This window comes from Advenella incenata, from assembly GCF_004217095.1.
In the GTDB taxonomy this organism is placed as follows: Bacteria; Pseudomonadota; Gammaproteobacteria; order Burkholderiales; family Burkholderiaceae_B; genus Advenella; species Advenella incenata.
In genome coordinates, this window is sequence record NZ_SHKO01000001.1 from 1,375,288 (window position 1) to 1,399,156 (window position 23,869).

General features: G+C 55.1%; 24 protein-coding genes and 1 pseudogene. 13 read left to right on the forward strand and 12 right to left on the reverse strand.

All coding sequences use genetic code 11. The annotated features are described in order from the left end of the window. Window positions 1-106: 106 nt before the first annotated feature. Window positions 107-982 carry a LysR family transcriptional regulator gene (locus EV681_RS06240; RefSeq protein WP_128395550.1) on the reverse strand — a complete coding sequence of 292 codons (876 nt, stop codon included), beginning with the start codon at window positions 980-982 and terminating at the stop codon, window positions 107-109. A gap of 124 nt (window positions 983-1,106) precedes the next feature. Further along, the gene (locus EV681_RS06245; RefSeq protein ID WP_165392961.1) at window positions 1,107-2,279 is read right to left on the reverse strand and encodes a DJ-1/PfpI family protein; all 1,173 of its coding nucleotides are present in this window, start codon (window positions 2,277-2,279) and stop codon (window positions 1,107-1,109) included. A 223-nt stretch (window positions 2,280-2,502) separates the two neighbouring features. Here EV681_RS06245 and EV681_RS06250 point away from each other — a divergent pair, with 223 nt between their 5' ends. Further along, a complete protein-coding gene (locus EV681_RS06250; RefSeq protein WP_130303535.1) occupies window positions 2,503-3,435 on the forward strand; it encodes a lactate/malate family dehydrogenase in 933 nt (310 codons plus the stop codon). Window positions 3,436-3,706: 271 nt separating this feature from the next. On the opposite strand, the gene EV681_RS22495 is transcribed toward EV681_RS06250, so the two are convergent. Together EV681_RS22495 and EV681_RS06255 are read right to left on the reverse strand one after the other, a co-directional pair. After that, entirely contained in the window at window positions 3,707-3,874 is a 168-nt protein-coding gene (locus tag EV681_RS22495; protein WP_165392962.1) for a hypothetical protein, read from the reverse strand. Window positions 3,875-4,162: 288 nt separating this feature from the next. Continuing rightward, window positions 4,163-4,621, reverse strand: coding sequence for a hypothetical protein (locus EV681_RS06255; RefSeq protein ID WP_130303536.1), 459 nt, complete (start codon window positions 4,619-4,621; stop codon window positions 4,163-4,165). Between the two features lie 587 nt (window positions 4,622-5,208). Between EV681_RS06255 and EV681_RS06260 the strand changes: the two genes are divergently transcribed. After that, window positions 5,209-7,629: a type VI secretion system Vgr family protein gene (locus EV681_RS06260; RefSeq protein ID WP_207227015.1), complete on the forward strand. Its 2,421-nt coding sequence runs from the start codon at window positions 5,209-5,211 to the stop codon at window positions 7,627-7,629. 14 nt (window positions 7,630-7,643) lie between these two features. Further along, complete coding sequence (locus EV681_RS06265) at window positions 7,644-8,018, forward strand: hypothetical protein (RefSeq protein WP_128395220.1); 375 nt, start codon at window positions 7,644-7,646, stop codon at window positions 8,016-8,018. 84 nt (window positions 8,019-8,102) lie between these two features. Here the strand turns inward: EV681_RS06265 and EV681_RS22685 are convergent, their stop codons facing one another. From EV681_RS22685 to EV681_RS06285, 5 genes and pseudogenes are all read right to left on the reverse strand, one after another. Continuing rightward, a complete protein-coding gene (locus tag EV681_RS22685; RefSeq protein ID WP_242612153.1) occupies window positions 8,103-8,561 on the reverse strand; it encodes a pentapeptide repeat-containing protein in 459 nt (152 codons plus the stop codon). A 45-nt stretch (window positions 8,562-8,606) separates the two neighbouring features. Next, window positions 8,607-9,173 (reverse strand): annotated as a pseudogene (locus EV681_RS22815) (pentapeptide repeat-containing protein); the annotation flags it as partial. Beyond that, window positions 9,170-11,929 (reverse strand): DUF2169 family type VI secretion system accessory protein, encoded by a 2,760-nt coding sequence (locus EV681_RS06275; protein WP_130303537.1) that lies wholly within the window; start codon window positions 11,927-11,929, stop codon window positions 9,170-9,172. The gene EV681_RS06275 and the pseudogene EV681_RS22815, both read right to left, overlap by 4 nt. Window positions 11,930-11,958: 29 nt before the next feature. Further along, window positions 11,959-12,609: a DUF3540 domain-containing protein gene (locus EV681_RS06280; protein ID WP_128395223.1), complete on the reverse strand. Its 651-nt coding sequence runs from the start codon at window positions 12,607-12,609 to the stop codon at window positions 11,959-11,961. A 79-nt stretch (window positions 12,610-12,688) separates the two neighbouring features. Next, window positions 12,689-13,246, reverse strand: coding sequence for a hypothetical protein (locus tag EV681_RS06285; protein ID WP_130303538.1), 558 nt, complete (start codon window positions 13,244-13,246; stop codon window positions 12,689-12,691). Between the two features lie 332 nt (window positions 13,247-13,578). Between EV681_RS06285 and EV681_RS06290 the strand changes: the two genes are divergently transcribed. From EV681_RS06290 to EV681_RS06305, 4 genes are all read left to right on the forward strand, one after another. Further along, window positions 13,579-13,932, forward strand: coding sequence for a DUF1428 domain-containing protein (locus EV681_RS06290; RefSeq protein WP_128395225.1), 354 nt, complete (start codon window positions 13,579-13,581; stop codon window positions 13,930-13,932). 273 nt (window positions 13,933-14,205) lie between these two features. Beyond that, a complete protein-coding gene (locus EV681_RS06295) occupies window positions 14,206-14,490 on the forward strand; it encodes a hypothetical protein (protein WP_128395226.1) in 285 nt (94 codons plus the stop codon). A 14-nt stretch (window positions 14,491-14,504) separates the two neighbouring features. Beyond that, entirely contained in the window at window positions 14,505-14,732 is a 228-nt protein-coding gene (locus tag EV681_RS06300; protein ID WP_128395227.1) for a hypothetical protein, read from the forward strand. Between the two features lie 92 nt (window positions 14,733-14,824). Then, the gene (locus EV681_RS06305; RefSeq protein WP_128395228.1) at window positions 14,825-15,184 is read left to right on the forward strand and encodes a VOC family protein; all 360 of its coding nucleotides are present in this window, start codon (window positions 14,825-14,827) and stop codon (window positions 15,182-15,184) included. Here EV681_RS06305 and rnhA read toward each other — a convergent pair. Both rnhA and EV681_RS06315 read right to left on the reverse strand, forming a co-directional pair. Continuing rightward, a complete protein-coding gene (rnhA, locus tag EV681_RS06310; protein WP_014749877.1) occupies window positions 15,181-15,645 on the reverse strand; it encodes a ribonuclease HI in 465 nt (154 codons plus the stop codon). The genes EV681_RS06305 and rnhA overlap by 4 nt on opposite strands. Further along, complete coding sequence (locus EV681_RS06315; RefSeq protein ID WP_130303539.1) at window positions 15,638-16,426, reverse strand: class I SAM-dependent methyltransferase; 789 nt, start codon at window positions 16,424-16,426, stop codon at window positions 15,638-15,640. The genes rnhA and EV681_RS06315 overlap by 8 nt, the downstream gene beginning before the upstream one ends. A gap of 46 nt (window positions 16,427-16,472) precedes the next feature. Between EV681_RS06315 and gloB the strand changes: the two genes are divergently transcribed. The 6 genes from gloB to EV681_RS06345 all read left to right on the forward strand — a co-directional run bounded on the left by gloB (window position 16,473) and on the right by EV681_RS06345 (window position 22,908). Further along, the gene (gloB, locus tag EV681_RS06320; protein ID WP_130303540.1) at window positions 16,473-17,249 is read left to right on the forward strand and encodes a hydroxyacylglutathione hydrolase; all 777 of its coding nucleotides are present in this window, start codon (window positions 16,473-16,475) and stop codon (window positions 17,247-17,249) included. Between the two features lie 10 nt (window positions 17,250-17,259). Continuing rightward, complete coding sequence (locus EV681_RS06325) at window positions 17,260-19,008, forward strand: lytic transglycosylase (protein ID WP_242612155.1); 1,749 nt, start codon at window positions 17,260-17,262, stop codon at window positions 19,006-19,008. A gap of 106 nt (window positions 19,009-19,114) precedes the next feature. Beyond that, window positions 19,115-19,897, forward strand: a complete 783-nt coding sequence (gene fabI / locus EV681_RS06330; RefSeq protein ID WP_128395231.1) for an enoyl-ACP reductase FabI — start codon at window positions 19,115-19,117, stop codon at window positions 19,895-19,897. An 11-nt stretch (window positions 19,898-19,908) separates the two neighbouring features. Beyond that, window positions 19,909-20,631 carry a DNA polymerase III subunit epsilon gene (gene dnaQ, locus EV681_RS06335; protein ID WP_128395232.1) on the forward strand — a complete coding sequence of 241 codons (723 nt, stop codon included), beginning with the start codon at window positions 19,909-19,911 and terminating at the stop codon, window positions 20,629-20,631. Window positions 20,632-20,885: 254 nt separating this feature from the next. Beyond that, the gene (locus EV681_RS06340) at window positions 20,886-22,022 is read left to right on the forward strand and encodes a glycosyltransferase family 2 protein (RefSeq protein WP_242612156.1); all 1,137 of its coding nucleotides are present in this window, start codon (window positions 20,886-20,888) and stop codon (window positions 22,020-22,022) included. 73 nt (window positions 22,023-22,095) lie between these two features. Next, the gene (locus EV681_RS06345) at window positions 22,096-22,908 is read left to right on the forward strand and encodes a ChbG/HpnK family deacetylase (protein WP_128395233.1); all 813 of its coding nucleotides are present in this window, start codon (window positions 22,096-22,098) and stop codon (window positions 22,906-22,908) included. 181 nt (window positions 22,909-23,089) lie between these two features. Here the strand turns inward: EV681_RS06345 and EV681_RS06350 are convergent, their stop codons facing one another. Continuing rightward, a complete protein-coding gene (locus tag EV681_RS06350) occupies window positions 23,090-23,653 on the reverse strand; it encodes a GNAT family N-acetyltransferase (protein ID WP_128395234.1) in 564 nt (187 codons plus the stop codon). Window positions 23,654-23,869: the final 216 nt, after the last annotated feature.

A 23,869-nucleotide genomic window follows, 5' to 3' on the forward strand; every position in this document is an offset into this window, starting at 1 on the left:
CAGGCTGCGGCGTTGCGCCGACAGCCTGGCGCCGCAGCAAATGGATTCGCAATCCTGCAGCATGCGGCATAGCGTCATCTTTTTTTTGGGCCAGGGGTGGCGAGCATCAGTTGCCCACACCAAATACCGCCCGGGCCTGTTCATGGAGACAGGCGGCCAGCCTGGCATGGTGCCCGTGCTGGTTCCACACCAGCCCGTTGCGCCGGACCAGCGTTCTGCCCGGCAGCTTGATCTGTACAATATCCAGCGATTGCCACATGGCCGACCAGTCGGGCACCAACGAGACCCCCAGCCCTTCGTGCACCATGACGGCAATCGAGGACAGACTGTTGATCTCCAGGCGCTGCCTGGGGTGCAGGTCGTGGTCGCGCAGGTAGCGATCGGCAAGCTGTCCGCCGTAAACGCTGCGATCGTAGCGAAGAAAGGGTTCGCTGGCCAGGACATCATGGGGGTTGCGCCCCAGCATATGCGTAGGGGCAATCACCACCAGGGGCTCTTCCATGAACTTTTGCCAGATGCAATGCTTTGCCACGGCAAACTGCGGTTCGACCACGATGGCCGCATCCAGCTCCCCGGCCGCGACCTTGCGACACAGCTCGATGGAGGCGCCCGGTGTCACAAAAACGGACGCCTCGGGATAAATGTCATAGAGACGCTTTAGAATGGGCGGAAGGATATTGGTCATAGCAGAGACAAAGCAACCCAGGCGCAGTTCGCCCTGATTGTTTCTGTCCATCGCCATGGCGCGCATATCCCTGATCTGCCTGACGACCGAACGTGTACTTTCGATAATCCGCATGCCGCTTGCCGTAGGCTTGACCGATCGACCAGAGCGGCGCACCAGTTCCACGCCCATGTCATCTTCCAGCGCCTTGATGCGCGCAGCGACCGCCGCCGAGGTCAGATCAAGACGTCGGCCGGCTTCGGCAAACGAGCCGGCTTCGACAACGGTAATAAAACTCTGCAGGTAATTGATGTCCATTATTTTCCATGCCATATCAGGTTCGTGGACGATTGATGATAAAGCTGGCTGTGCATTCAATCTCCTTATTATGTAAGCCGGCGCAACGCTAAGGCTGCACACGGGCCGGCCACGGTGGCCTTGTTCAGTTGCGATCAGCGTTGTGATCAGGCATGGCTGCCGGCCATGGATATTCCAACTGCATCGCCACCACGCTGGCAGTTGGCAAGCCATAGCGCCTGCCGATTGCATTGAGCGTGCCGGTCAGCGCGGCGGCCGGATGTGCCATGTCAACCACTGGGACGGCAGTGCCGTTGTCCGACGTTGTCGCGGCGCGGTCGGCAATGATCTGCATGCCATTGCGCGTGACGATCGTGTCGTGATCGGGCGTGAACGTGGTTACGCGCGAGCGATAGGTACGTGACCAGGCATCCGCCACCAGTGCCAGCGATACTTCGTCTATACCCGTGTGCAACGGCAGAGCCAACTGTTCCTTGCGCCAGAACGCCAACGTGTTTTCAATGACAGTAAAGGCAAAGGGGCGGGTAAAACGGAACGATTGGCTGTCATGGGCTGCACTCCATTGCGTCACGCCCAGATCCTGGCCAACGTGCTGTGCAATTTCGCGGCCGGCGATGGCTTCGATCAGCATGAGCATCGTCGGCATAGACGCCGTGATGCCGGTTGTGGTGACAACGCCATTATCCACCACCCATCGACGGTTTGCCACATAATCAATATCGGGATGCTTCTCCAGCAGCGAGTTCAGATAATACCAATGGGTTGTGGCGCGCCTGCCATCCAGCAATCCGGCTTCGGCTACCACCTTTGCGCCGGCACAGATGCCGATAATGATCGCGCCTTTGGCTTTCTGATGACGCAGCCAGGCAATGACGGCGGGGTCATCGTCACGGCTCATCGCAGGTACAATCACATAGTCTGCGCCTGTGGGGTAGCGACGATCAAACTGCTCAGCGGTGGCATCGGCCCGAACTGTTAGTGCCGGATATAACCGGATCGGTGCGTCTTCCATGGACAGCGCCATGACGTCGGCGATGCCGGCACGTTTGAGAATGCCGTAGGGCAACAGATAGTCTGTGGTTTCGGTGGCCTCGTTAATACCGATAACGGCAATCAGAGGGCGCTGGCGTTTTGGCGGAGCAAGGGTTGCCATTGCCGTTTCGTACTCGTGCGAATCAAGTCCGGGCAACGGGGGATGGTTGCCTGGCAGGGGAAGGGTCAGCAGCCAGATTGCCCCTGCCGCTATCGAAAAGGCGACAATGCCAATCACAATCAGCATAAAAATACGAAGTTTCATGGGAGTGACCTCTGCGCTCAGCAACCGTGCTGACCAAAATAGAAATCGACTATCGGGCTTGGCATCAACGCGGGCGGACAGCGAGTCTGCATAAAGAGACGGGTTGATGTTCACTATTATTTATTATTCAATTGTGTTTTAACATGAATGCATACAACCGTTATGCATAGCTGCGATAAACTGGGCAGATTGCTTTTTTAGCGTTAACCAACGGAGATACGGTATGAAGATCGGTCTGATCGGTGCGGGTGCGGTAGGTCGTGCCTGTTTGATGTCCCTGGTGTATGCAGGGGGCGCGCGCGAAATTGTTCTGGTCAATCGCAATCATAAACGGGCCCAGGGCATGGTGGCCGACATCCAGTACGGAACGACATTATTGCCGGCGGTTCAGGTGCGGGCGGGTCACTATGAAGATCTTGACCAGTGCAAGTTAGTCATTGTAACCGTGGGTGTGAACGAGAAAACAGGCGGGGCGACGGACCGAAGCGATGATGCTGGCCGCTTGCGGCTGCTGGACGATAATGCAAAAATCTATCAGGACATTATCCCGAAAATCAATGCAGCGGCGCCCGGGGCCATCATTCTGGTGGTGACCGATCCGCCGGACCCGCTGGCTGAAGTGGCACGCCAGTACAGCAATGCAGCACATGTGATCAGTTCAGGAACGCTGCTCGATTCCCAGCGCATGCGCTTTCACATCGCCCGCCACGCGAGCGTACATCCTGCGTCTGTTGAAGCCATGGTATTGGGCGAACATGGGACTTCCCAGGTGTTTATTTGGTCCGGTGTGCGTATCGGCGGCGTGCCCTTGGCCCAGGTGCTGGATGTCAATGAAAAGGATTGCGAAGCATTCCAGAAACAGATCGAAGATGAAGTCCGGTTTGCCAATATCAGCATTATTGAAGGCACCGGCGCCAGTCAACTGGGCATTGGCATGGTCACCGCGCATATCACCAGAACGATTCTGAACGACGAGAAACTGGTCGTGCCCATCGGATCTCATATCGCAGCCTTTGAGACGACACTGTCACTCCCGTCGCTGCTTGGCAAGGAAGGGGTGCTGGAGACCTACATGCCGGCACTCTCGGCAAGGGAAGAAGATGCGCTGGCTGCCAGCGCCAAGGTGATCCGGCAGGCGTGGGAGGGCGTGGCCTGAGCAGGCACCCGCAGGCACCATCGCCATGGTTATTTGGCCGGGCCTGCAGGCAGTGATCGTGACAGGTTAAGCGGATCGTATATCAGTCAGCAGCGCCGGGCCCGTTGGCAGTGGGTATGAAGGGCTCGCGACGACCACCGATCTGCTGCTCGAGGGGGCTGCGCGTTAGCTGCCGCTCTCAGGTTGCCTGTCCGGCCCGCAAGCCTTGTGGGTGAGTCCCCCGCTGGCTGGCAGTTTTCCCCCAAAAAAAAAGTACAAAAATTTATTCAGATCAAGGCAGGGTACTCGCCTGGGCGCTATTATTTGCCTGGACCTTTAGTCCGGTGGCAGGCTCAAATCCCATACGCAGCAAGCAGGGCCTGTCGGCGGTGTTAAAGGTCTTTTTTTCCCCTCTTTTTCCTGTTCTTCTCATTCTTTCTTTCTTTAATTTTTTTCTCATCTGGCGTTCCAGCAATCCGGCTTCCCCGCAAACCGGTGCAAGGCAACCCGGTACATTGAGCACTTAGGCGCTTTGCATCTGATCAAGCCCGCGCTCTTATTACAATCGGCCTCACTGTTCGCGCGGGCTTGGTATGTTCTGTCGCATATATGCTTGCCTCTGGGGGGATCTCGCGGGTCAGCAACCGGCAAGGGGCCTTGGGATGAACCTGAGCCTCACAATCGGCTGATGGGCCTAAATTTTCTAATTGCTCAATCGGTGTCCGGCCCCCGTTTCATAGGTAATGCTTTATTCAAAATCAATCACCGCTTCCTGCGTGTCTTTCAGATACAGCACGTTTACCGTATTGTTTTTCTGGATCTGCGCCATATGGTAGATTGGAATGACCTGGCTGCAGACAGTCTCAAAGGCGGGCCCGAATGCGGGTGCAATGCGAACACCCACGTTCAGCACGAAATGGTTATTGATCCGGGTTCCCGAATCTTGTACCGACAGGATCGTGGCCTGGCCAGGTTCACCCGTCTGGCGGATCCGGCGATTATCGCTGGCGCCCGAAGACAGTGACACAAGAATCAATACGACGCCGCTGATCATCATGCACAGCGAGATCACCAGGCAATATATCGAAATCGGGGGCAGCCATTCTTCTATCGGGTAGAACACATAGGAAAAGATGCCGATAAAGGGAATCCAGGAAAGGGCGAATAATCGCCAACCCCAACTAGCTGCACTTTTTTTGTTGGACATAAACATGAGTTCACAGCAATATCTGCATGTGACAATGGTTTCGAGGAATAGGAATGCTTGCGACGACTGAATCATATTACTTCAATCGTATGACATAAATAATAACTGCGCATTGCCCTTATATCGTGGGTGACCGTTACCGGATGGACCACGTCATACCCGCGGGTTTTGGTCGGGGCAAATGCCGGCGCAGCCCAACGCTGCGACAGGCGCCTTGGTCATAGTGAAAAGCGATTGCTGTATTTATGCCTCATTTACGCTATTAAAAAATATTTCAAATGTAAAAATATGTTCCGCATGCGACATGCCGCACTATTGCCGGCCCGATATACGGTCGTTTGACGCCAGATCCATGCCTGGGACAGACATGACGACTTATTCAGGTAATTATCCTGACATAAAGCCTGCCTATGATTTGTCGTATCCCGATCAGGTTGATCAATAAGCAACTGAACTATCTGAATATTAACCATTTCGGACAGTGGCCCATTTGACTGGCAGCCCTGATCACCAGTGAGCAATGCTCATACCCGCAAATTTGCTCCCTATTTCGATCGACCCGAACGCATCCAACGCGAGAGATGAACATGGATATCCCTCAGTTACAGAACCGGCCCGTCATTGCGCATACACCCATGCCCGGAGTGCTGAACTTCAAAAGCATGAAAGGGCAGGCCGGATTGTCGGAACTGTTTGAGTTCAATGTTGAGCTGGTTGCCAAGACCTATATGCTGGATGTTCGATCGCTGCTGGGCAAGCCGCTCACGTTGCAGGTGGAAACGGCCGGTGGCGCACCGCATTACCTCAATGGCCAGATTGTCCGGTTCGAACTGGTTGGCCGTGAATTGGTCAATTCCGAGTATTATGTTTACCGCGCTACGCTGCGGCCTAGCCTGTGGTATCTGACTCAGTCCAGGGACAACCGCATTTTCCAGAATAAGTCAGCAGTGGATATCATCAAGCAAGTGCTGGGCACCTACAGCTTTGCGGTGGAATATAACCTGACCGAGTCTTACCGCGACTGGGAATATTGCGTGCAGTATCAGGAGTCGGATTTTGACTTTGTCAGCCGGCTGATGGAACATGAGGGCATCTATTACTGGTTCCGCCATGAGAACGGTGAGCACACACTGGTGCTTACAGACGATGTCTCAACGCATGAGCCGGCCCCGGGCTACGATACCTATACTTTCTACGATGGCCAGATGCACATGCTTGCGCACGAAGAGTTCGTCTCGGACTGGCATGTGCAGGCTCAGATCACGCCTGGTGGCTACGCAACGGTTGACTACGATTTTCGCAAGCCTGGCGCTCGCCTGGATTCCACCAGCAAGAATGCCGAAGCAGCCAATACAGACAAGTTGGAAATCTACGAATGGCAGGGCGGGTATCAGGAAGTGGATCACGGCGAGAAATATGCTCGCCTGCGCTTGCAGGAAATTCAGGGCGCAAGAGAGCAGGTACTTGGCATCTGCAATATCCGCGCCGTTGAACCGGGACGCCTTTTCAAACTGCGCAATCACCCGCGCCGCGCTGAAAACCGCGAACACCTTTGCGTATCGGCCACCTACAATATGAGCGTGGCTGGTTATTCCTCCGGTACCGGGCAAGAGGATCATTTTGAAGTGATCTTTCGCGCGTTGCCATCCAATATTCAATTTCGCGCACCTCGGGTGACGCCGCAGCCCAAAACCAGCGGACCGCAAACGGCCCGCGTCGTAGGCCCGGCTGGCGAGGAGCTGTGGACTGATCAGTACGGCCGCATCAAGGTCATGTTTCACTGGGACCGCCAGGCGACCGGGGACGAAAACAGCTCCTGCTGGATTCGCGTGTCCAGTCCGTGGGCCGGCGGCGGCTTTGGCGGGCTGCAATTGCCCCGTATCAATGACGAAGTCGTCGTGGATTTTATCGGCGGCAATCCGGATCGACCGGTCATTCTGGGACGGGTTTACAACGCGCAGAATATGCCGCCGGTGTCACTGCCGGCCAACGCGACGCAAAGCGGCTTTCGCAGCCAGTCTGTCTTTGGCGACCCCAGCATGCGCAACCAGATGATCTTTGAGGACAAGCTGGGCCAGGAACTGGTGGACATGCGGGCGCAACTGGATATGCTGCTGACTGTCGTGCAGAATATGACGGTGAACATAGGTTCAAACCTGAAGACGACAGTGGGCGAAACGGAAACGCGTGATGTGACCGGGACCCGTACCACGCACATTATCGGGCATGAAAAAGAAACGTTCGATGCGGGTGTTCATCGCGAAATCACCAGTGGCGGCCTGGTCGATAATATCAAAGGTGGTGCAACCACAAAGATACTGACGGGAAACAATGTTTTCCGGGTTGAAGCAGGCACCAACACCGTTTATGTCAAGTCGAATGAGACGCATACCATCGACGGCACCTTGCACCAGGATGTGAAGGAAGCGGCAACGCTGCACTATAAAAACAAGCTCACGCGCACGGTCGCGCAGACCGAGGATGTTACGGTAACGGGCGCAGCCACGCATAATTATGAAAGCACATTTACTTCCAATCATGGAGGAAAGGTGCTTTTTGATGCAACCGACCAGGACTTTGAGATCCTGTGTAAAAAGTATTCGATTACCGCGTCCAGCGGCGAGATAAAGAACGTGACCTCGCACGCGATCAATAACTACAAGGCTGGCAGGGACACCACCGTGACCGGCGTCGATACCAAAGTGGTTTCGGTGCTTGGCATAGACGTGATGCCGCTCAAAATGTCGATAACCGGGGCGGTGAATTTTTCGTATTCGACCCTTGCGTATCAAATACAGCCGGTTCGGCTCGCGCTCCGGGGTGTCGCCATGCAGGTGGATGGCTTGAACCTGGCCGCAGCGGCGCTGAAGTTCAGCAATCAGGCGGTTAAGGTCGATGTTAGCGGGGCGAGTTGGAAAGCCGATGGAATCGATCTGCAGACCCGCGGCGCGCAAACCAAATTGCAGGCCCTGGGCGTTACCCTTGCCGGTTTGAAACTATTTGCTTGACGGAGAAGCTACAAATGCCAATTTTACAAGGCCGAATCGGATCCAGTGTGACGCTGATCGATGTGATGATACTGGGGCCTCGCCCCAATTTTGGTCCTAAAGTCACCATGATCCCCAATCCGCTGTCCCGGGTCTTTACGCCCGGGTTGGATCTGGAATGTTGCCCTATGCCTACGATGATAACCTGGGCCAATGAAACCGGGATATTGGGCGTGTTGGTGCCAGTGGTCAAATGCTTTGCGACCAAATTCATCAATGTCAGCTTCCGGGTTTTTTCCGGCGCCTTGCCGGTTTGTCGCTGGATTTCCATGGGTTTGAGCAATATTATCAATGGTCTTTTATCCACCAATTTGATCCCGTCGCCTAACCGGATTTTTGTTTTTTCCTGAACAAAGAGCCCATCCCGGGATCTGTTGCGTGAGCCGTGTTGCGAGGCGTTGCTTCCTGGCGCTCAGACGATCTACTCGTTATTGTCACTGGGATCTTGCCTGTTGCGTCCATAGCTCGGCCTCATGCAGGTAATCTCGGTGCGGCAGAGCGCCGGGTTGGCGCAGCAATGCGCCGTCAGAAACCAGGGCTCGATGAAACAGCGTGTCATGCAGTATGACTGATTCAAACTGAGTATGGCGCAGATTGGCTCGGGAAAAATCGGCCCGGGTCAGATCCGAGCGATTCCATCTGGCGTTTTCTAAATCGGCCTCATGCAAGATGCTTTCTGTCATATTACAGTCTGTGAAGCGTGCGTCGGTGGCCACGGCCTGTATCCACATGCTTTGCGATAGCAGGGTTTCCGAAAACTGGACTGACAGTGCGTCGGACTCGATGAATATGGCATTGGTGCAATCGCATGCGTTGAAGCTGGCATTATTCAGCCGGCTTTCCTGGAAATTGCATCCGGCAAGGTAACAGTCCTGGAAAATGGCCTGCTTCAAATCACTCTTGACGAAAGGGCATTGCTGAAACGTAAGTCCGGTGAAACGTTGCCCGCAGAGCAAGGTTTCGTTCATAACGGTTTTTTCGAAATAGCAATCATCGAACCGCGTCTGCCTCAGGTCGTTGCGGAAAAATACGCTGATTTCAAAATGACTGCCGACAAAATCGGTCTGCGCCAGATTGGTTTCGAAAAAGGTCGTTTTTTTGCATTCCGTTTGCGAAAAAATGGCGGCACTCAGGTTCGTCTGGCCAAATGTGCAGCTATCGACGGTTGCCTGCGGAAAAAGCGCTTTTGCCAGTTGGCATTCAACAATGGAGCATTCCCTGAGCGACGCATGAGGGAAGCTGCTTGCGTTAAGCTCACAGCCGGAAAACAGGCAACGCAGCAAGTCTGCGTGTTCAAAAACGGAGCTGTGAAAGCGGCAGTTAGTAAAAACGATGTTATCCAGGCGCGATCCGCTAAAGTCGGTTCCGCTGAAATCTACCTTGTCGAAAACACGACCCGACAGCTCTGTATTTCTAAGGGAGAGACCGGCAAAATTTTTTTCTTGTATCGGTTCGTAACTATCGAGGCAGTCAAAGAACTGTTGGCGGGTTGAGGGCGAAATCATGGGTGCACAGCATCCTGTTGAGCGTATGAATCTCGGTACAAGGGGTAGCGCTTGGTATGCTCGGTGTAAATATTTTGGATCAAGGTTGTGTTATCCATGCGTACTTCGGAAATGTCGGCTGTGCAAAAGTTCGCATGACGCAGATCCGCGCCGCGCAAATCTGCCTTGGTCAAAATAGCGGAGGTGAAGTCGACCTGATTAAAAAGACTATCGCGCAGATCGGCGGATTTGAGCACGCAGTGATGCATATCGGCGCCAGTAAAGTCGGCGTTGCGCAGATCGGCCAGTGTCAGGTCGCAATACTGGAGCCTGGCCTTCTGGGCCTGGATGCCGTGCAGGACGGTGCCCTTGAAGCTGCACCCCTTTAGCGTGGTTTCCTGAAATGCACAGTGGCGAATTTTCAGCTTGTATATGAACGAAACGCCATCAAGCCGCGCTTGCGAAAAGTTAATGGTGTCCATATCGCAGGCGACAAAACCGGCGCTTTTTTGTTGAGATTGTTCGAAATTCACATTGACCAGGGTCGTTTGCTGGAAGATGGTTTGCGAGAATGTTGCCTGGTAAAAGCTGCTATTTTCAAAGTGGCACTGCACGAAAATGGTTTTGTCGGCGCTGGAGGCATCAAAGCGACATGTCGAGAATCGTGCATGCATGTTGTTCAACACATCCTGCCACTGGGTTTGCCGGAAATCGCAACGGGAAAATTCCGTTTTGTGCAGAATGACTTTTTTCAGTCTGGAGCCGGAAAAATTGCTTCTTTCAACTTGGGTTTCCCCCAGGTTAGTGCCGTTCAATTCGCAATCTGTAAAGCTTGCATCCTGGATAGAGGCTCTGCTGAGGATGACGTCTGTAAGATTGCAACGGCGAAAGACAGCACCGTTCAGATTGGCGCCGGATAAGTCCGAACCCGAGATGTCCGCATCGACAAATTCCAGGCTGGACAGATCTGCGCCAGCAAGATCCATGTCCTGAATGGACTGTCCGTCAGCATAACGTTGTTGGGCTTTGGTACGTTTTTTGTGTGCAACGTGGCTGTCGACAATGATTTTTCCGCCGATCAGGTGCGCCGAATATAGATTGATTTTCCCCAGTTGCTTGCGTGCCTGCTCACGCTGCTGCTTCATGTCTTTCAGTTTTGCCGTCGTGTTATCTGGATCACCGTGCTTCTGCGACCATTTTTCCCAGTCGGCTTCGAGCTTTTCCTGCTGTTTCGTCAATTCTGCGAAGGCATCCTGCATTTTTTGACGATCTGCCGGAGCGGGCGAATCAATATGCCTGCTGATTTCTTCAATCTGCGCAGCTTCCAGTGCGGGAACGGCGGCTTCGGTGTCCTTCGATCCAGAGCCTTGCGGGTCGACGGCATTCAGTTCCGACAATTGTTGGCGCGCGCTTTGTTTTTGCGCTTCCAATTGCTCCATCGCATCGGCCTTGAGTTTTTGCATCCGTTCGTGCAATTCGGGCATATGCTCCGGATCCGCGGGAAATGGCGGGCCTACAAACTCAGGGACCAGCGCATTGAGCTCATTGCGTTCGCTGTCCGGTAAGTGCGTGCCATGTTTATCCAGAAATGCTCGGATCTGCGCTCTCTTGCGCTGCTCGAGTTTATGAGCATTGTCCAGGAAAGGGCTTTGCAACTGGGGCTTTGTATCCAGCCAGTCTCCCATGATGGACTTGGGAACCAGGTCGCGATCACGCAAGGTATATAGGGCGCCCGTTTCCATGTCATTGCGCTGGTCAAAAATCTTGCGGTAATAGGACTTGGTTTTTGGCTGGTCCGGCAGCTCCATGGCCGGCAGTATGGCCAACGCGTCTTCCGCGTAGGACTGTGCAACGGGCAAAGCGCCATGATACATCAAAATGGCGTGCCGGATATTTGGCAAGAACCATACTGTGGTCGGCCTCAGGTCTACCTCCAGGAACGCCTCGTGTTCAGGTTCCCCGGAGCTGGAGATTTGCTGCAATACGAAGCATCTTGCCTTCCAGTCTGGCAGGGTACCGCTCCAGCAATGCTGTTCGGGATGCATATTCCATATGTGAAACGATGAGCCTAAAGGCAAGCGATCGCGATCTGGCCAGCGTTGATCGGGTTCGGCTGCGTTGAACAGCCGAGGATCCATATCGGGGAAGAATGCGTTCATGTCGTTTTGCAACCATTCCTGGCTGAACGTACCTACCTGCGAGTAACGGCGTGGGCGTGTCAAAAGGACCGGGCCGAAAGAGGCAGGAAGTATGACCTGATCCTGTCGCTGCATGGTGCTGGTGGGCGCTTCCACGTTGGGTAAGCGCCGCACCCAACTGCCATTGATCCACTCCCGATCGCGCCCCTTGCCGCCCGGGTTTTCGGCAAAATCCGCACCCCCGTATGCATGGTTCCAGCTGACAGGCATTTCATCGAATGCCTGGGGTGACGTCATGGTACCGTCCAGCCAGTAGCGTTCGCCGGAAACCAGCAAGCTTTTTTCCAGCTTGCCTACGTGCGCCCGTACCGCGCAGCGCGTTTTATCCTGCTGATGCGCGGTGTAGGCCTTGCCGCTGACAAGAAACTCCGGTACCGGTTTCGGCAGGACGAGATCCAGAATACCTTCGCAATCCATATCCTGCAAAAGGTGGGTGGTCAGTTCGGCATCGGGCACGAGTTTCGGGGATTCGCCGTTGAAATCCACCAGCGCATAAACAACGATACCTAGATGGCTTTTTTCATGTAACCCGAATGGGCGGGTCAAGACACCCAGTCGCAGAGGTTTGACTGTTTTCATTGTTGCTTATCGAACCACGTACGTGGGGATCAACTCATGTGAATTTGATCGCCGTTGATTTTCATGACTTCCTGCGCGGTCAGTGTGGTATAGCCACCATGTACTCGGGTCAGTTTCTCTGCTTCGTAGTCGATGGTCTGCGCCCTTACGTGATCGACTTCCTTGACATGTCGGAAACAAAGGCGTGCCACGCTTTTGAAGCTGTCCGACATCAGTCCGATCACATTCGAAAACAAGTCAGTGCTACCGAGGACAGCGTCGAGTTTCTTTCCAAGATAGTTCATTTGGCCTATCTTCATGATTGCCGAATCGTTTTCCTGCTCATGGTTTGGGGAAGTCAGCTTTACCACCTGATCGCTGTGGATATGTGTCAGCATGGCTGAATGCACTTTCACGGTACCCGCTTCGCTGCGGATCGTCATATCTCCTGTTACCGAGAGTGTGACCGTCGTGTTTTCAGGGCGCGCGATGATGGCGAGCAGAAAAACGCGATCGCGATCCGGGCCGCTGACCAGGACTTCATCCCCGATTTGCGGTTCGACCAGACAACTGAGCGCCCGGGCGCAGTGCCAGTTGGCGCCATCGCACTGCACGGTACAAATGCCATTATCAATACTGAGGACGCGGCCCACGAGCTGTATCGGGTCGTAGGCCGGTAGTTGGGGACGGGTCACCAGCATCAATTGATTCCTGTTCGGGTAAATGGATAATCTCGTCTATTGTCGCAAAGCATTGCGACACCGATATGACAGTTTGATTTCACCATGCTTGTTGTTGTTCTTCACGAATGAATCGAGATAAAAAGCCCCAGTCCTGTTGCGAGGACTGCGGATCCAGTCCCAGTCGTAATTCGCGTCCATCGTCCAGAAATAGCACCGGCACCGCCTTGCCCTCCTGCAGGTCACGCAACTGGAGTGTGGAAACGGGTTCGGTGATTTTGTATTGTCGATGCTGCGCTTGCGGGTCGGACAAGATCAGGCGCAATACCGGCTTGCTGTTAATGACATGATGCGTGTCCTGTATGCTAACCAGCAGCAAGCTGCGCATTTCGCTATTTTCCAGTACACGGGTGTTGCGCGTATTGTTCAGCTGCAGAGCGCGGTGCGATGCGCGTAATCCCAGAACAAACAAAAGCGCTGCCAGTACAAGCGGCGCGCACAGGAGCAGGATGGGCGCGTAAACGGATTCCCCCGGTTGAACGAGAACCGGATACATGCTTAGCAGGGAAAACGGGATTGCTGCGATGCCCAGCCAGATCATCCTGCTGGCGCGATACTGTAAACGTTCGATTTGCGGTTTTTCGTCTGTCTTGTTCATTTGTGGGTCAGCTGATTCTCGGGTGAGGTTTCTCGCGCGAGTAGCGGAGCTGTTTTTCTAGACTAGAAATAACCCACTAAAATGACATCGTGAAGACAATACTTATTTTTTACATTTTGCAAAATTTTAGGGTTCGGGCGGACCAGGGGACGATGTGTCCGTGCCCGATCCGAGGCGCTTGGTGAACTCGCGTGCCACAGGATGCCGGACGTTATGACGTATTCCTCCCCTGAAGTTGTCGTATCAGCCTATGTTCGGTTCGTCGCTTTATGCGCATACTATGGCTGTAGACGACATTGTTTGTCGCTCACAAAAACTAACGGAGAATACACATGAAATATGTCGATGGTTTTGTTGCTGCGGTGCCAACCGCCAACCGCGAAACGTACATTAAACATGCCTCTGAGGCCGCGGAGATTTTCAAGGAGCTGGGTGCATTGAGTGTTGTCGAGTGCTGGGGCGATGAAGTCCCTGACGGTAAACTCACCTCTTTTCCCATGGCGGTGCAATGCAAACCGGATGAAACCGTGGTGTTTGCCTGGATTACCTGGCCTTCCAAAGAGGTGCATGACGAGGGCATGAAGAAAATGATGGAAGACCCACGGATGCAGCCTGACGTGAACCCCATGCCTTTTGACGGCAAACGCATGATATTCGGCGGGTTCGTTCCGGTTCTGAACGTTTAGCGTTGCCAGGCGCGTCGGCGTGGGGCGCTGCAATTGCCTGCCCGCCGTTGCCGCCACTAATGCTGCAATGCGGCATGGCAAGTCGCGATATCATCAGAGACCGACACGGTGCGATGGCGCCGGAGTCGGTTTTCTGCCCGCAATCGCTGTCGGTATGTGACATAGCGGCGGGGAGCCTATAAAATACCAGATACTTAATCCCGCCTGGTGTCTGCGTCTCTGCTATTGGTTGGTCATGCAGCGCAATCAGGCAATCTGTCTGGATATTGCATTATGAGAAAAACCCTGTTGTTGCTAGCTGGCTCATGCTCGCTGCTGGCTGCATGCGCCGCTCCGCCGGTTGTTGCTCCGTTGACTGAATCACAATTGCAATCGATGAACTGCCGCCAGATCGGACGTGAAACCGATAAGCTGAACTTGCGGGTCGATCAGTTGCGCGGTCATGACGCCTTGTTCGGACCGGACGAAAGCCAGAAGCAGGCCGCCATCTCTGCAGCGGAATTCCGCCTGCAGCAATTACGAACCCAAAGCGTTAGAAAGCTTTGCACGTTCGGCTGAAAAACAGGATAGTCATGTTTAAAAATACGACGGGGCGCGTGATCTGCATCATGGCGCTGGGGCTGATTGCAGCATGTTCAACCGGCACTGATCATTCAAAAAATGCAGAGTGCGGGCGCATCAATTCACGCATCATGATGGCGCCGGCACCGGGAGCAGGGGACAATTTCCTGTCTCGCAATAGTGCGGACCAGCGTGCCGATGCGCATCGGGAAAGAGCGCGTCGCATGGGTTGCGACTAATTACAGACTCTGAATCGTCACAACCGAGGCAGCAACAGCCACCACAGCACAGTGTCAGGCCAGTTATGCCTTGCCAAACGGGAGCGTCAGACATGAACCCACAGGACAAAAACGGAAAACTTGACTATATCGAGTTTACGGTCAGCGACATTGTTCGCACATGCAAATTCTATGCCAGTGCCTTTGGCTGGACTTTCAAGGACTATGGGCCGCATTACTGTGAATTTACCGACGGGCGCTTTACCGGGGGCTTTGCGCAGGGCGAGCCGGTTAGCCCAGGCGGCCCGCTGGTCATTTTGTATGCGGATAATCTGGCGCACATGCAGCAGCGTATTGAGCGTGCGGGGGGCCGGATTGTCAAACCCATTTTCGCGTTTCCCGGTGGCCGGCGATTTCACTTTGCCGACCCGGACGGCCATGAGCTTGCGGTGTGGTCAGACCAGCAGGATTAAGCCTGTACTGACTGTTTCTGTTTCCTGACCAGGTCCACACCCTGGTTGGCCAGTGCATCGGCCCGTTCGTTGCCAGGGTCGCCGGCATGACCCTTGACCCATTTCCAGGTGACATCGTGCCTGGCAACCTGTTCATTGAGCAACAGCCACAAATCGACATTTTTAACCGGCTTTTTATCGGCGGTCTTCCAGTTGCGCGCCTGCCAGCCGGCCATCCATTCGCAGATTCCCTTTTGCACGTATTGCGAGTCGACATGCAGGGTAACGTTGCAGCTGCGTTTGAGTGCCCGCAACGCTTCGACGACGGCCATCATTTCCATGCGATTGTTGGTGGTTTGCGCCTCGCCGCCGAAAAGGGTTTTTTCGTGCGGGCCCTGGCGCAGCAGTACGCCCCAGCCGCCGGGGCCGGGGTTGCCCTTGCAGGCGCCGTCTGTCCAGATATTGACTTGTGGTTTATCCATGAGGTTCTTTAAAAAGCTGACGTACATCGCGGCGGGATATGGCGGCTTCGCCGCGGGCGAATTTTTTCTTCTTCTTGCCTTTCCAGGAGGGGCCGATCAGTGTCATGCCATGGGCCCGCTTGACTGCGGCCAGCAAGTATACGGCGCCTGCGACGGGCCACCATCGATCGCCTGCCTGGTTCATGAAATTCCACCGGTTCAGCCACCGATCCGTATGGCAGGCGGGAGTGTAACAGCCAAAGTAGCCTCGGTCTACCTCGAATGACAGCAGTTTCATCCAATCTTTCAGGCGTGTGACCGATACCTGGCGCGAGGCGGCCACCGGCATCCAGGGCTTGCGCAAGGGCATGCGCGAGCGCAAGCCCCACAGGCTCCAGGGGTTGAACCCCGAGATAATCAGGCGGCCTTCGTGAACCAAAACCCTTTCGGCTTCGCGCAGGACCAGGTGCGGGTTATCGGCGCATTCCAGAATATGGGGCAGGATCAGCAAATCGATGGAATTGGAGGCCAGCGGAAGGGCGTCCAGCTGCGCCTGGACAAATCGGGTATTGGGGTAGTGGGTGCAATTGTTAAAGCTGTCATCGGTCAGAATGATTTTGGTGCGCATTCTGTTATGATGCAAAAAATTCCAGTCAGGCAGGCCGACCTGAACCGCGTTGAACCCGAAAGAGTCGGCCACAATCTGATCAAATTTTGATGATTCCCATTGTATGACGCGCTGGCCCGGGTCTGTATTGAACCAATCTGCCAGATTGATGATTCGCGAATGGATTTGTTTCACTTATTCCTCGGTATAAATGCGGCGCCTTAAGTAAAGAGACTATCTGATGACTATAAAAATCTGGCCGATCAGCGCGTTCAGCGACAATTATATCTGGGCAATTGTACAGGGTGATCAGGCGGTTGTCGTTGATCCCGGTGACGCTGCCCCGGTGCTGGCTTACCTGCGCGATCAAGGGTTAACCCTTACCAATATTCTCCTTACCCATCATCATGCTGATCACGTCGGCGGCGTGGCCGAGCTTGTCCAATACACCGGCGCCAGGGTCTATGGGCCACCTGGCCCGACAATCCCCTGTCGCGATGTCGAGCTCAGGCAAGGCGATAACGTCAATCTGGGCATATTTGGGCAATTTACCGTTTTGGAAGTTCCGGGCCATACGCTGGATCATATTGCCTACTTCGGGCAGGTCGATGAGCGAAATGTGCTGTTCTGCGGCGACACGCTGTTCGCGACAGGCTGTGGCAGGCTATTTGAAGGAAATTCTAGACAAATGCAACAAAGCCTTGATAAATTTAGAAAATTGCCTCACAATACGTCCGTCTATTGTGCTCACGAATACACCTTGGGCAACATCCGCTGGGCACGTACCGTCGATCCGCACAACCCTGATCTGGAGCAATGGCAGCGCGAAGCAGAAACATTGCGCAACAACAATCAGGCTACCGTTCCAACATCGCTGGAACACGAACTCAAAACCAATCCTTTCATGCGAACGGATGAACCGGTTGTCATAACAGCAGCCGAACAGCATGTTGGTCATTCTTTGGACCACCCCGAGAATGTGCTTGAAGTATTACGTGAGTGGAAAAACCAATTCTGAGAAAGCCTATATGAACTTAGTACGATTTTTTCTGGTGGGTTGTGTCGTCGCGCTGACCGGCTGCGCTTCTTCCGGCGGTGGCAAATACAGCGATACGGTCAACTACCACGGCCCCAATCGCGATGTTTGGGACCGCGTGCGCAAGGGGTTCGATATGCCTACCCTGCAGGATGAAAAAGTCGCTTACTGGACCAATTACTATTCAGCCCGTCCGGGCTCGGTCCAGACCATGGCCGCCCGTTCCGGCAAATATATCTATCACATTACCAAAGAGCTCGAAAGGCGCAATATGCCCACCGAACTGGCCTTGTTGCCGTTTGTGGAGAGCGCTTACAACGCCACGGCCTTGTCCCGTTCCCGGGCGGCTGGCCTATGGCAGTTTATTCCCAGCACCGGCACGCATTACAATCTGAAGCAGGACTGGTGGAAAGACGACCGCCGCGATCCGGTGGAATCGACGCGCGCTGCGCTCGACTATCTGTCCTATCTTTATACCTTCCAGGGCAACGACTGGCACCTGGCGCTGGCGTCCTACAACTGGGGTGAAGGCGCCGTCAAGCGCGCCAGAAACCGGGCAGGTGGCGGTGGCTATCTGGATCTGAGGATGCCTTCCGAAACCCGTAATTACGTACCCAAGCTGATGGCCATCCGCAATATTGTGGCCAATCCGGCCAAGTATGGCATCACGCTGCCTTCCATTCCGGACAAACCGTATTTCGAAAAAGTGCGGCGCACCAAGGATATTGACGTCGCCGTCATGGCGCGACTGGCAGGCATTTCCGTGACCGACTTCAAGGAACTGAATCCATCGTTCAATCGTCCGACACTGTTGGCCTCGCATGACCCCAATATTTTACTGCCCGTTTCAGCAGTAAGCACCTACAAGAAAAACCTGGCCAATTACACGGGGCCGCTGGCCACCTATAAAGGATACCAGCCGGCACCTGGCGAGTCGCTGGCCGCCATTGCCCAGGCGCATGGCATTTCTCTGAGCAAGCTCAAGTCGCTTAACGGTTATTCGTCACGTCAAAGCGTAGCACTGTCCTCGCGTGCGCTGATGGTGCCGGTACAGCGCGATTTCGATACCGACTCCATTGTCCCACGTGGCCTGCCGCCAACTGCGCCTGATGGCAACCGACGCGATTCTGACAGCATGCTGGCAGACAATACACCTCCACCAGTATCGCCTGCCGCGCCCACTCCTGTGGTGGAACCTCGCGCTTATGCGGGCAATGCGCCAACGCCAACGCTGCGTCAGACCGCCGGCGCCTCGGCTGGCGTACGTCAGGTAGCAAGCAATACGCGTAGTACCTCCGGGGCGACGCCAGTTGTGTGGGACACGGGCGGCAATCAGCCAGCGCCGCGTAACGCACCTGCAGCGACGGACGATCCGCTGGCCGCGCTGGTTGCCCAGAACGGGGCCGGCACCCCTTCTGTCAATCGTGAATCGGTGCGTTATGTCGCCCAGGCGGCGCCAGCCGGCTATCAGGGTGCTGTACGCCCGGCCACTGCAACAGTGCGCGCTCCTGTGCTGGCCCAACAGGCTGCACCGGCAGTTCGCGCGGCGGCCTACAGTCCTCGTGCTGCAACGACAGCGCGTACTCCCGAGCATTTTGTCACACAGGGCGAAACCTTGTACTCGCTGGCTAAACGCTATGGCACAACGGTTGACGATCTGAAGGCACTCAATAATATTGGTAGCGAAGGGCTCAAAGCGGGTTTGCGCCTGCGTCTGCCAGGAACGGCAATCCGCGGTTAATCGCCGTGGCCCGGCGCTACTAAATATTGCCGAATCACTGCGCAATGCCTTTGCATTGCGCATTTTTTTTATAATGACCATCATTGAAAAACAATTAGGACAGCAAATGGGCTTTCTTGCAAATAAACGAATACTGGTCACGGGCGTCATTTCGAACCGTTCAATCGCCTACGGCATTGCGAAGGCATGCAAAGCGCAGGGAGCTGAACTGGCTTTCACCTATGTCGGCGACCGTTTCAAAGACCGGGTAACCGAATTTGCCGCCGATTTCGGCAGCGCCATTGTGATCCCCTGTGATGTGGCTGAAGATGCGCAGATTGACGCTGCTTTTGAGCAGTTGGCGCAGCACTGGGACGGGCTCGATGGGCTGGTGCACTCTATCGGTTTTGCCCCTCGCGAAGCGATCGCCGGCAATTTTCTGGACGGGCTTTCCCGCGAAGGCTTTCGTATTGCCCATGATATTTCGGCGTACAGCTTTCCTGCCATGACCAAGGCAGCGTTGCCATTGCTCAAGGCGCGCCAGGGGTCCGTGCTGACACTGACCTATCTGGGAGCGGAGAAGGTTGTTCCCAATTACAACACCATGGGTCTGGCAAAGGCTTCGCTTGAAGCCAGTGTCCGCTATCTGGCCACCGCGCTGGGGGCAGACGGCCTGCGCGCCAACGGGATCTCCGCCGGTCCGATCAAAACGCTGGCTGCCAGTGGCATCAAGGACTTTTCCTCCATCCTCAATTTTGTATCGGCTCATGCGCCGCTCAAGCGCAATGTCACCATTGAAGATGTGGGCAATACGGCTGCGTTCCTGCTGTCGGACCTGGCTGCAGGTATCACGGGTGAAATTGTGCATGTGGACGCCGGATTCTCTACCGTCGTACCAGGCATGTCTTAAGGGTACAGGCAATGCGACAAATTATTCTCGATACAGAGACAACCGGCTTTGACCCGGCCGAAGGCGATCGGATCGTCGAGCTCGGGTGCGTGGAACTGATTGATCGTCAGTTCACCGGGAATAATCTGCATATTTATTTCAATCCCGACAGGGACAGTTCACCCGGCGCACTCGAGGTGCACGGGTTGACCACCGAATTTCTATCGCAGTTCAATCGATTTGAAGACGAAGCGGCACGGATTTTAGAGTACCTGCAAGGGACCGAAATCTATATCCATAATGCCTCATTTGACGTCAAGTTCCTGAATGCGGAATTTGCACGGGTAGGCATGCCGCCTATCGACAAGACTGCCGCCGCGATCCACGATACGCTGGCCATGGCGCGTGAGCAGTACCCGGGCAAGCGCAACAGTCTGGATATGCTGTGCGAGCGACTGGGTATTTCCAACGCGCATCGTACTTTACACGGTGCGTTACTGGATGCTGAACTGCTGGCCGAGGTATGGCTGGCCATGACCCGAGGCCAGTTTGGCCTGGTCATGGAGCACAGCGATCAGCCGCGCCAGCAGGAAGGTCAGCCGGTGGTGGCGCAATTTGATGCGACCATCTTGCGGGTCGAAGTGGCCACGGAAGCTGAGCTGGCCGAGCATACTGCTTATCTGGATGGGCTGGACCAGGCTGCAGGGGGTCTCAGTTTGTGGCGCAAGCTGACTGAGCCTGCTCCGGCTGCCTGATTGCCGGTCCTTGTCGCGTCCTTGCTGTACATGGATACGGCGGCGCCACGCTCGGCGCTGGCCAGGGTCAGGGTTGCGCACTGCCGGTTGCCGCTCGTTTCCTGTCACTCGTCTCTTCTTTCTTTGGGTGCCTGCTTTTTGCGCCTTGCCTGTGTCCATAGCAGGCAGCGATAGCAACTGTCGCCAATTTCACGGAAATTTAACGTCCACGGTCATATAGTCTGGTTTTCTGTGCTTTTACCATCGGGATGACCGTGTACACCAGATACCAAGATATGCGGCATTGTCCGCAAGAGCGCCGTGGCGATAAGCGAGCGCTGGCCGGCGGCTTGCCTGTTGTGCAGGTCACTATAGAAAAAGTACGCAGGGCGGCAGACGCCTCGGTCAGCTGTGTGATTCCAGCATTGAATGAGGCGCGCAGTCTGCGCATTTTGCTGCCCATGCTCATCGTGTTGCTGCGCGATGCCTTTGCCTGCTGGGAAATTATCGTTGTTGATGATGGCAGCTCTGATGATACGCCGGATTTTATGAACGACTTCTGCCAGCGCGACAGTCGGGTGCGCTATCTGCAGCTGTCACGCAATTTCGGCAAGGAGGCGGCGTTGAGCGCCGGCCTGGAGCTGGCCCTGGGCCAGGTCGTTGTCACGCTGGATGCAGACCTGCAGCATCCGCCCGCGCTGATTGCCCGTATGGTTGCGCACTGGGAGCAGGGGGCCGATATGGTCTATGCAGTACGCGAGGCGCGCGCCGATGAGCGGCTGCTCAAGCGTATTGGCACGCGGTTATTCTATTTTCTGATGAAAGGCACCGGCAAGGTTCGGATCGAGCCCGATGCCTGTGATTTTCGCCTGATGGACCGCAAGGTGGTGCAGGCCTTGTGCCAGTTGCCCGAGCGCACGCGCTTTATGAAGGGACTATACGCCTGGGTAGGCTTTCGCACGCAAGCGGTCTATTACCAGCCGGATGAACGACGCTTTGGCGCATCCCGCTTCAGTCTGTTTCGTCTTGTCGGCCATGGCCTGCAGGGGCTGACGGCGTTTACGACCTGGCCATTGCGCATGGCCATGTTCGGCGGCATGCTGCTGGCCGGCCTGGCCCTGCTGTATGGCCTGTACGTCATATTTGAATATGTGATGGTCGGCAATCCGGTGCGCGGCTATTCCACGCTGATTGTGGCAGAGAGTTTTTTTGCGGGCATCATCCTGATCTCGGTGGGCATGGTGGGCGAATATGTCGCGCATATCTACGAAGAAGTAAAACGCCGGCCGCTTTTTATTGTGAGTCGGCAAGTGGGGCGAGGGCTGGCCCAGGGTTCCCCGCAAGCGTTTGACGCCAGCCTGCAGGCCGCAGAGGCAAATGCCAGGGCAGGGACGCTGTCTGGTGGTTTATGACATTCGTATTGTCTGATAGGATGGGATATCGGCAATCGATCATCTGACACAATAAGCCGGGACAGGAAGCCATATGGCACGCAAGAAAAAACAGGTTGTACTCTGCGCTGATGATTTCGGTTTAAACGAGAACATCAATCGCGCAGTCTTTCAGCTGGCAGCAGAACAACGGATCAGCGCGACCAGTTGCCTGACCCAGGCTGGTGCGTGGGCAATGGGCGCACAACGGCTGCGCAGCTTGGACATCGATATCGGGTTGCATATCAATTTGACTGAGAAGCTGGGGCCGGACAATGATTTTCATCGGCCTCTGTCTCGGCTTATTGTGAACGCATGGCTGCGCCAGCTGGATCCCGCTATCCTGGTGCGCTCAATTGAGCGCCAGTGCGATCTTTTTGAGCAGCATATGAAACGCACGCCGGATTTTTTTGATGGTCATCAGCATGTGCACCAGTTTCCGCAGATTCGTGACGCGCTAATGGATGTGCTGATTCGACGTTACGATTGCGATGATTTCTGGGTACGCTCGACGGCGATGCGCAATGCTTCACTGGCCCGCGGCTTGCAATGGAAGGCGCGGTTGATCGCCCTGCTGGGCAGCGGTGCGCTGCGCCGACGCCTGCAACGGATCGATTTTCCCTATAACGAGGATTTTGCCGGCGTATATGCATTGACCGGCGGCAGCGCCCGTTTCGAGCGGCATATGCAGGCCTGGCTGGCCGGGGCTGCAGAGCGCATTGTCATCATGTGTCATCCGGCCGATGGCGTTGACCCGGCCGATGCCATTGGCGCCCAACGTACAGCGGAATTTGCATTTCTCAAAAGCGATGCCTTTGCTCATATGCTCGCCACGCATGCCAGTCGGCTGGTGCGTCATCCAACCTGAGCACAGCAGGGGCGGTGGCATACAGGCTGTGGCCTGAGCCGGGGTCCTGTCCGCGGGCAATGGGCATGGCAAGGTGTTGCGGTAACGGGCGATCACGGACGCGGCATGTCAGTCACATATCCGATGGCCTGGCTTGACTTTTCCGGATGCGGGTAACCGCGATGCAGCAGTCAGCCGGGTACTATGCGGCAGGTGAGGAGGTCGCTGTGTCCGCAGTATCGGGCAGGGTCTGAGCGCCGCCCGACAGGGCGCGCTGCATCAGTACGGTATCGACCCATTGGCCGTGTTTGAAGCCGGTAGCGGCAAGGGTGCCGATCATTTCGAAGCCGGCCTTGCGATGCACGGCGATGGAGGCGGCATTGGCGCTGTTGCCAATCACGGCGATCATCTGGCGCCAGGGACCGGCCTCGCACAGTCGGATCAATTCGGCCAGCAACTGGGACCCTGCACCCATGCGCCCCAGATCATGGCGCAGGTAGATGGCGTTTTCCACGGTGTAACGATACGCCACGCGTGGACGAAAAGATGAGGCATAGGCATAACCGATAATTTCGCCGTCCTTTTCCGCCACAATATAGGGATAACCCTGTGTGGTGATATGGACAAATCGTTCAAGCATCTGCTCTCGATCAGGTACGATTTCCTCGAAAGTGGCGATGCCGTGCAGCACGTGCCAGGCATAAATTTGCGCAATAGCTGTAATGTCCTGAGCGGTTGCAGGACGAACGCGGCAGAAATCGGTCATTTACTGTTTTAAATCAGATCGTGGTGAAATTACTGATGCTATTTTATAGAGATTAGGGTAAATTTGTATCAGATGCTGCGTTAAACTGGCATAAAATAATTTCGGGCCGCTGTCCGGTCTGCCTCGCCGTTCCACGGTATTACAACTGTGATAGGGCGACAGATGACAGTTCAGGCAATCTTCAATCACGGTGCCCCAGGCATCAAACTGTCGGAG

Bases quoted from the DNA above. Each gene is read 5' to 3' on its own strand.
- EV681_RS06245 (WP_165392961.1), bottom strand. From the start codon at position 2,279: ATGAAACTTCGTATTTTTATGCTGATTGTGATTGGCATTGTCGCCTTT.
- gloB (WP_130303540.1), top strand. From the start codon at position 16,473: ATGACTATAAAAATCTGGCCGATCAGCGCGTTCAGCGACAATTATATC.
- EV681_RS22495 (WP_165392962.1), bottom strand. From the start codon at position 3,874: ATGAGAAAAAAATTAAAGAAAGAAAGAATGAGAAGAACAGGAAAAAGA.
- rnhA (WP_014749877.1), bottom strand. From the start codon at position 15,645: ATGGATAAACCACAAGTCAATATCTGGACAGACGGCGCCTGCAAGGGC.
- EV681_RS06275 (WP_130303537.1), bottom strand. From the start codon at position 11,929: ATGAAAACAGTCAAACCTCTGCGACTGGGTGTCTTGACCCGCCCATTC.
- EV681_RS06250 (WP_130303535.1), top strand. From the start codon at position 2,503: ATGAAGATCGGTCTGATCGGTGCGGGTGCGGTAGGTCGTGCCTGTTTG.
- EV681_RS06260 (WP_207227015.1), top strand. From the start codon at position 5,209: ATGGATATCCCTCAGTTACAGAACCGGCCCGTCATTGCGCATACACCC.
- EV681_RS06350 (WP_128395234.1), bottom strand. From the start codon at position 23,653: ATGACCGATTTCTGCCGCGTTCGTCCTGCAACCGCTCAGGACATTACA.
- dnaQ (WP_128395232.1), top strand. From the start codon at position 19,909: ATGCGACAAATTATTCTCGATACAGAGACAACCGGCTTTGACCCGGCC.
- EV681_RS06255 (WP_130303536.1), bottom strand. From the start codon at position 4,621: ATGTCCAACAAAAAAAGTGCAGCTAGTTGGGGTTGGCGATTATTCGCC.
- EV681_RS06240 (WP_128395550.1), bottom strand. From the start codon at position 982: ATGGACATCAATTACCTGCAGAGTTTTATTACCGTTGTCGAAGCCGGC.
- EV681_RS06305 (WP_128395228.1), top strand. From the start codon at position 14,825: ATGAACCCACAGGACAAAAACGGAAAACTTGACTATATCGAGTTTACG.
- EV681_RS06345 (WP_128395233.1), top strand. From the start codon at position 22,096: ATGGCACGCAAGAAAAAACAGGTTGTACTCTGCGCTGATGATTTCGGT.
- EV681_RS06280 (WP_128395223.1), bottom strand. From the start codon at position 12,609: ATGCTGGTGACCCGTCCCCAACTACCGGCCTACGACCCGATACAGCTC.
- EV681_RS06285 (WP_130303538.1), bottom strand. From the start codon at position 13,246: ATGAACAAGACAGACGAAAAACCGCAAATCGAACGTTTACAGTATCGC.
- EV681_RS06295 (WP_128395226.1), top strand. From the start codon at position 14,206: ATGAGAAAAACCCTGTTGTTGCTAGCTGGCTCATGCTCGCTGCTGGCT.
- EV681_RS06265 (WP_128395220.1), top strand. From the start codon at position 7,644: ATGCCAATTTTACAAGGCCGAATCGGATCCAGTGTGACGCTGATCGAT.
- fabI (WP_128395231.1), top strand. From the start codon at position 19,115: ATGGGCTTTCTTGCAAATAAACGAATACTGGTCACGGGCGTCATTTCG.
- EV681_RS06325 (WP_242612155.1), top strand. From the start codon at position 17,260: ATGAACTTAGTACGATTTTTTCTGGTGGGTTGTGTCGTCGCGCTGACC.
- EV681_RS06290 (WP_128395225.1), top strand. From the start codon at position 13,579: ATGAAATATGTCGATGGTTTTGTTGCTGCGGTGCCAACCGCCAACCGC.
- EV681_RS06300 (WP_128395227.1), top strand. From the start codon at position 14,505: ATGTTTAAAAATACGACGGGGCGCGTGATCTGCATCATGGCGCTGGGG.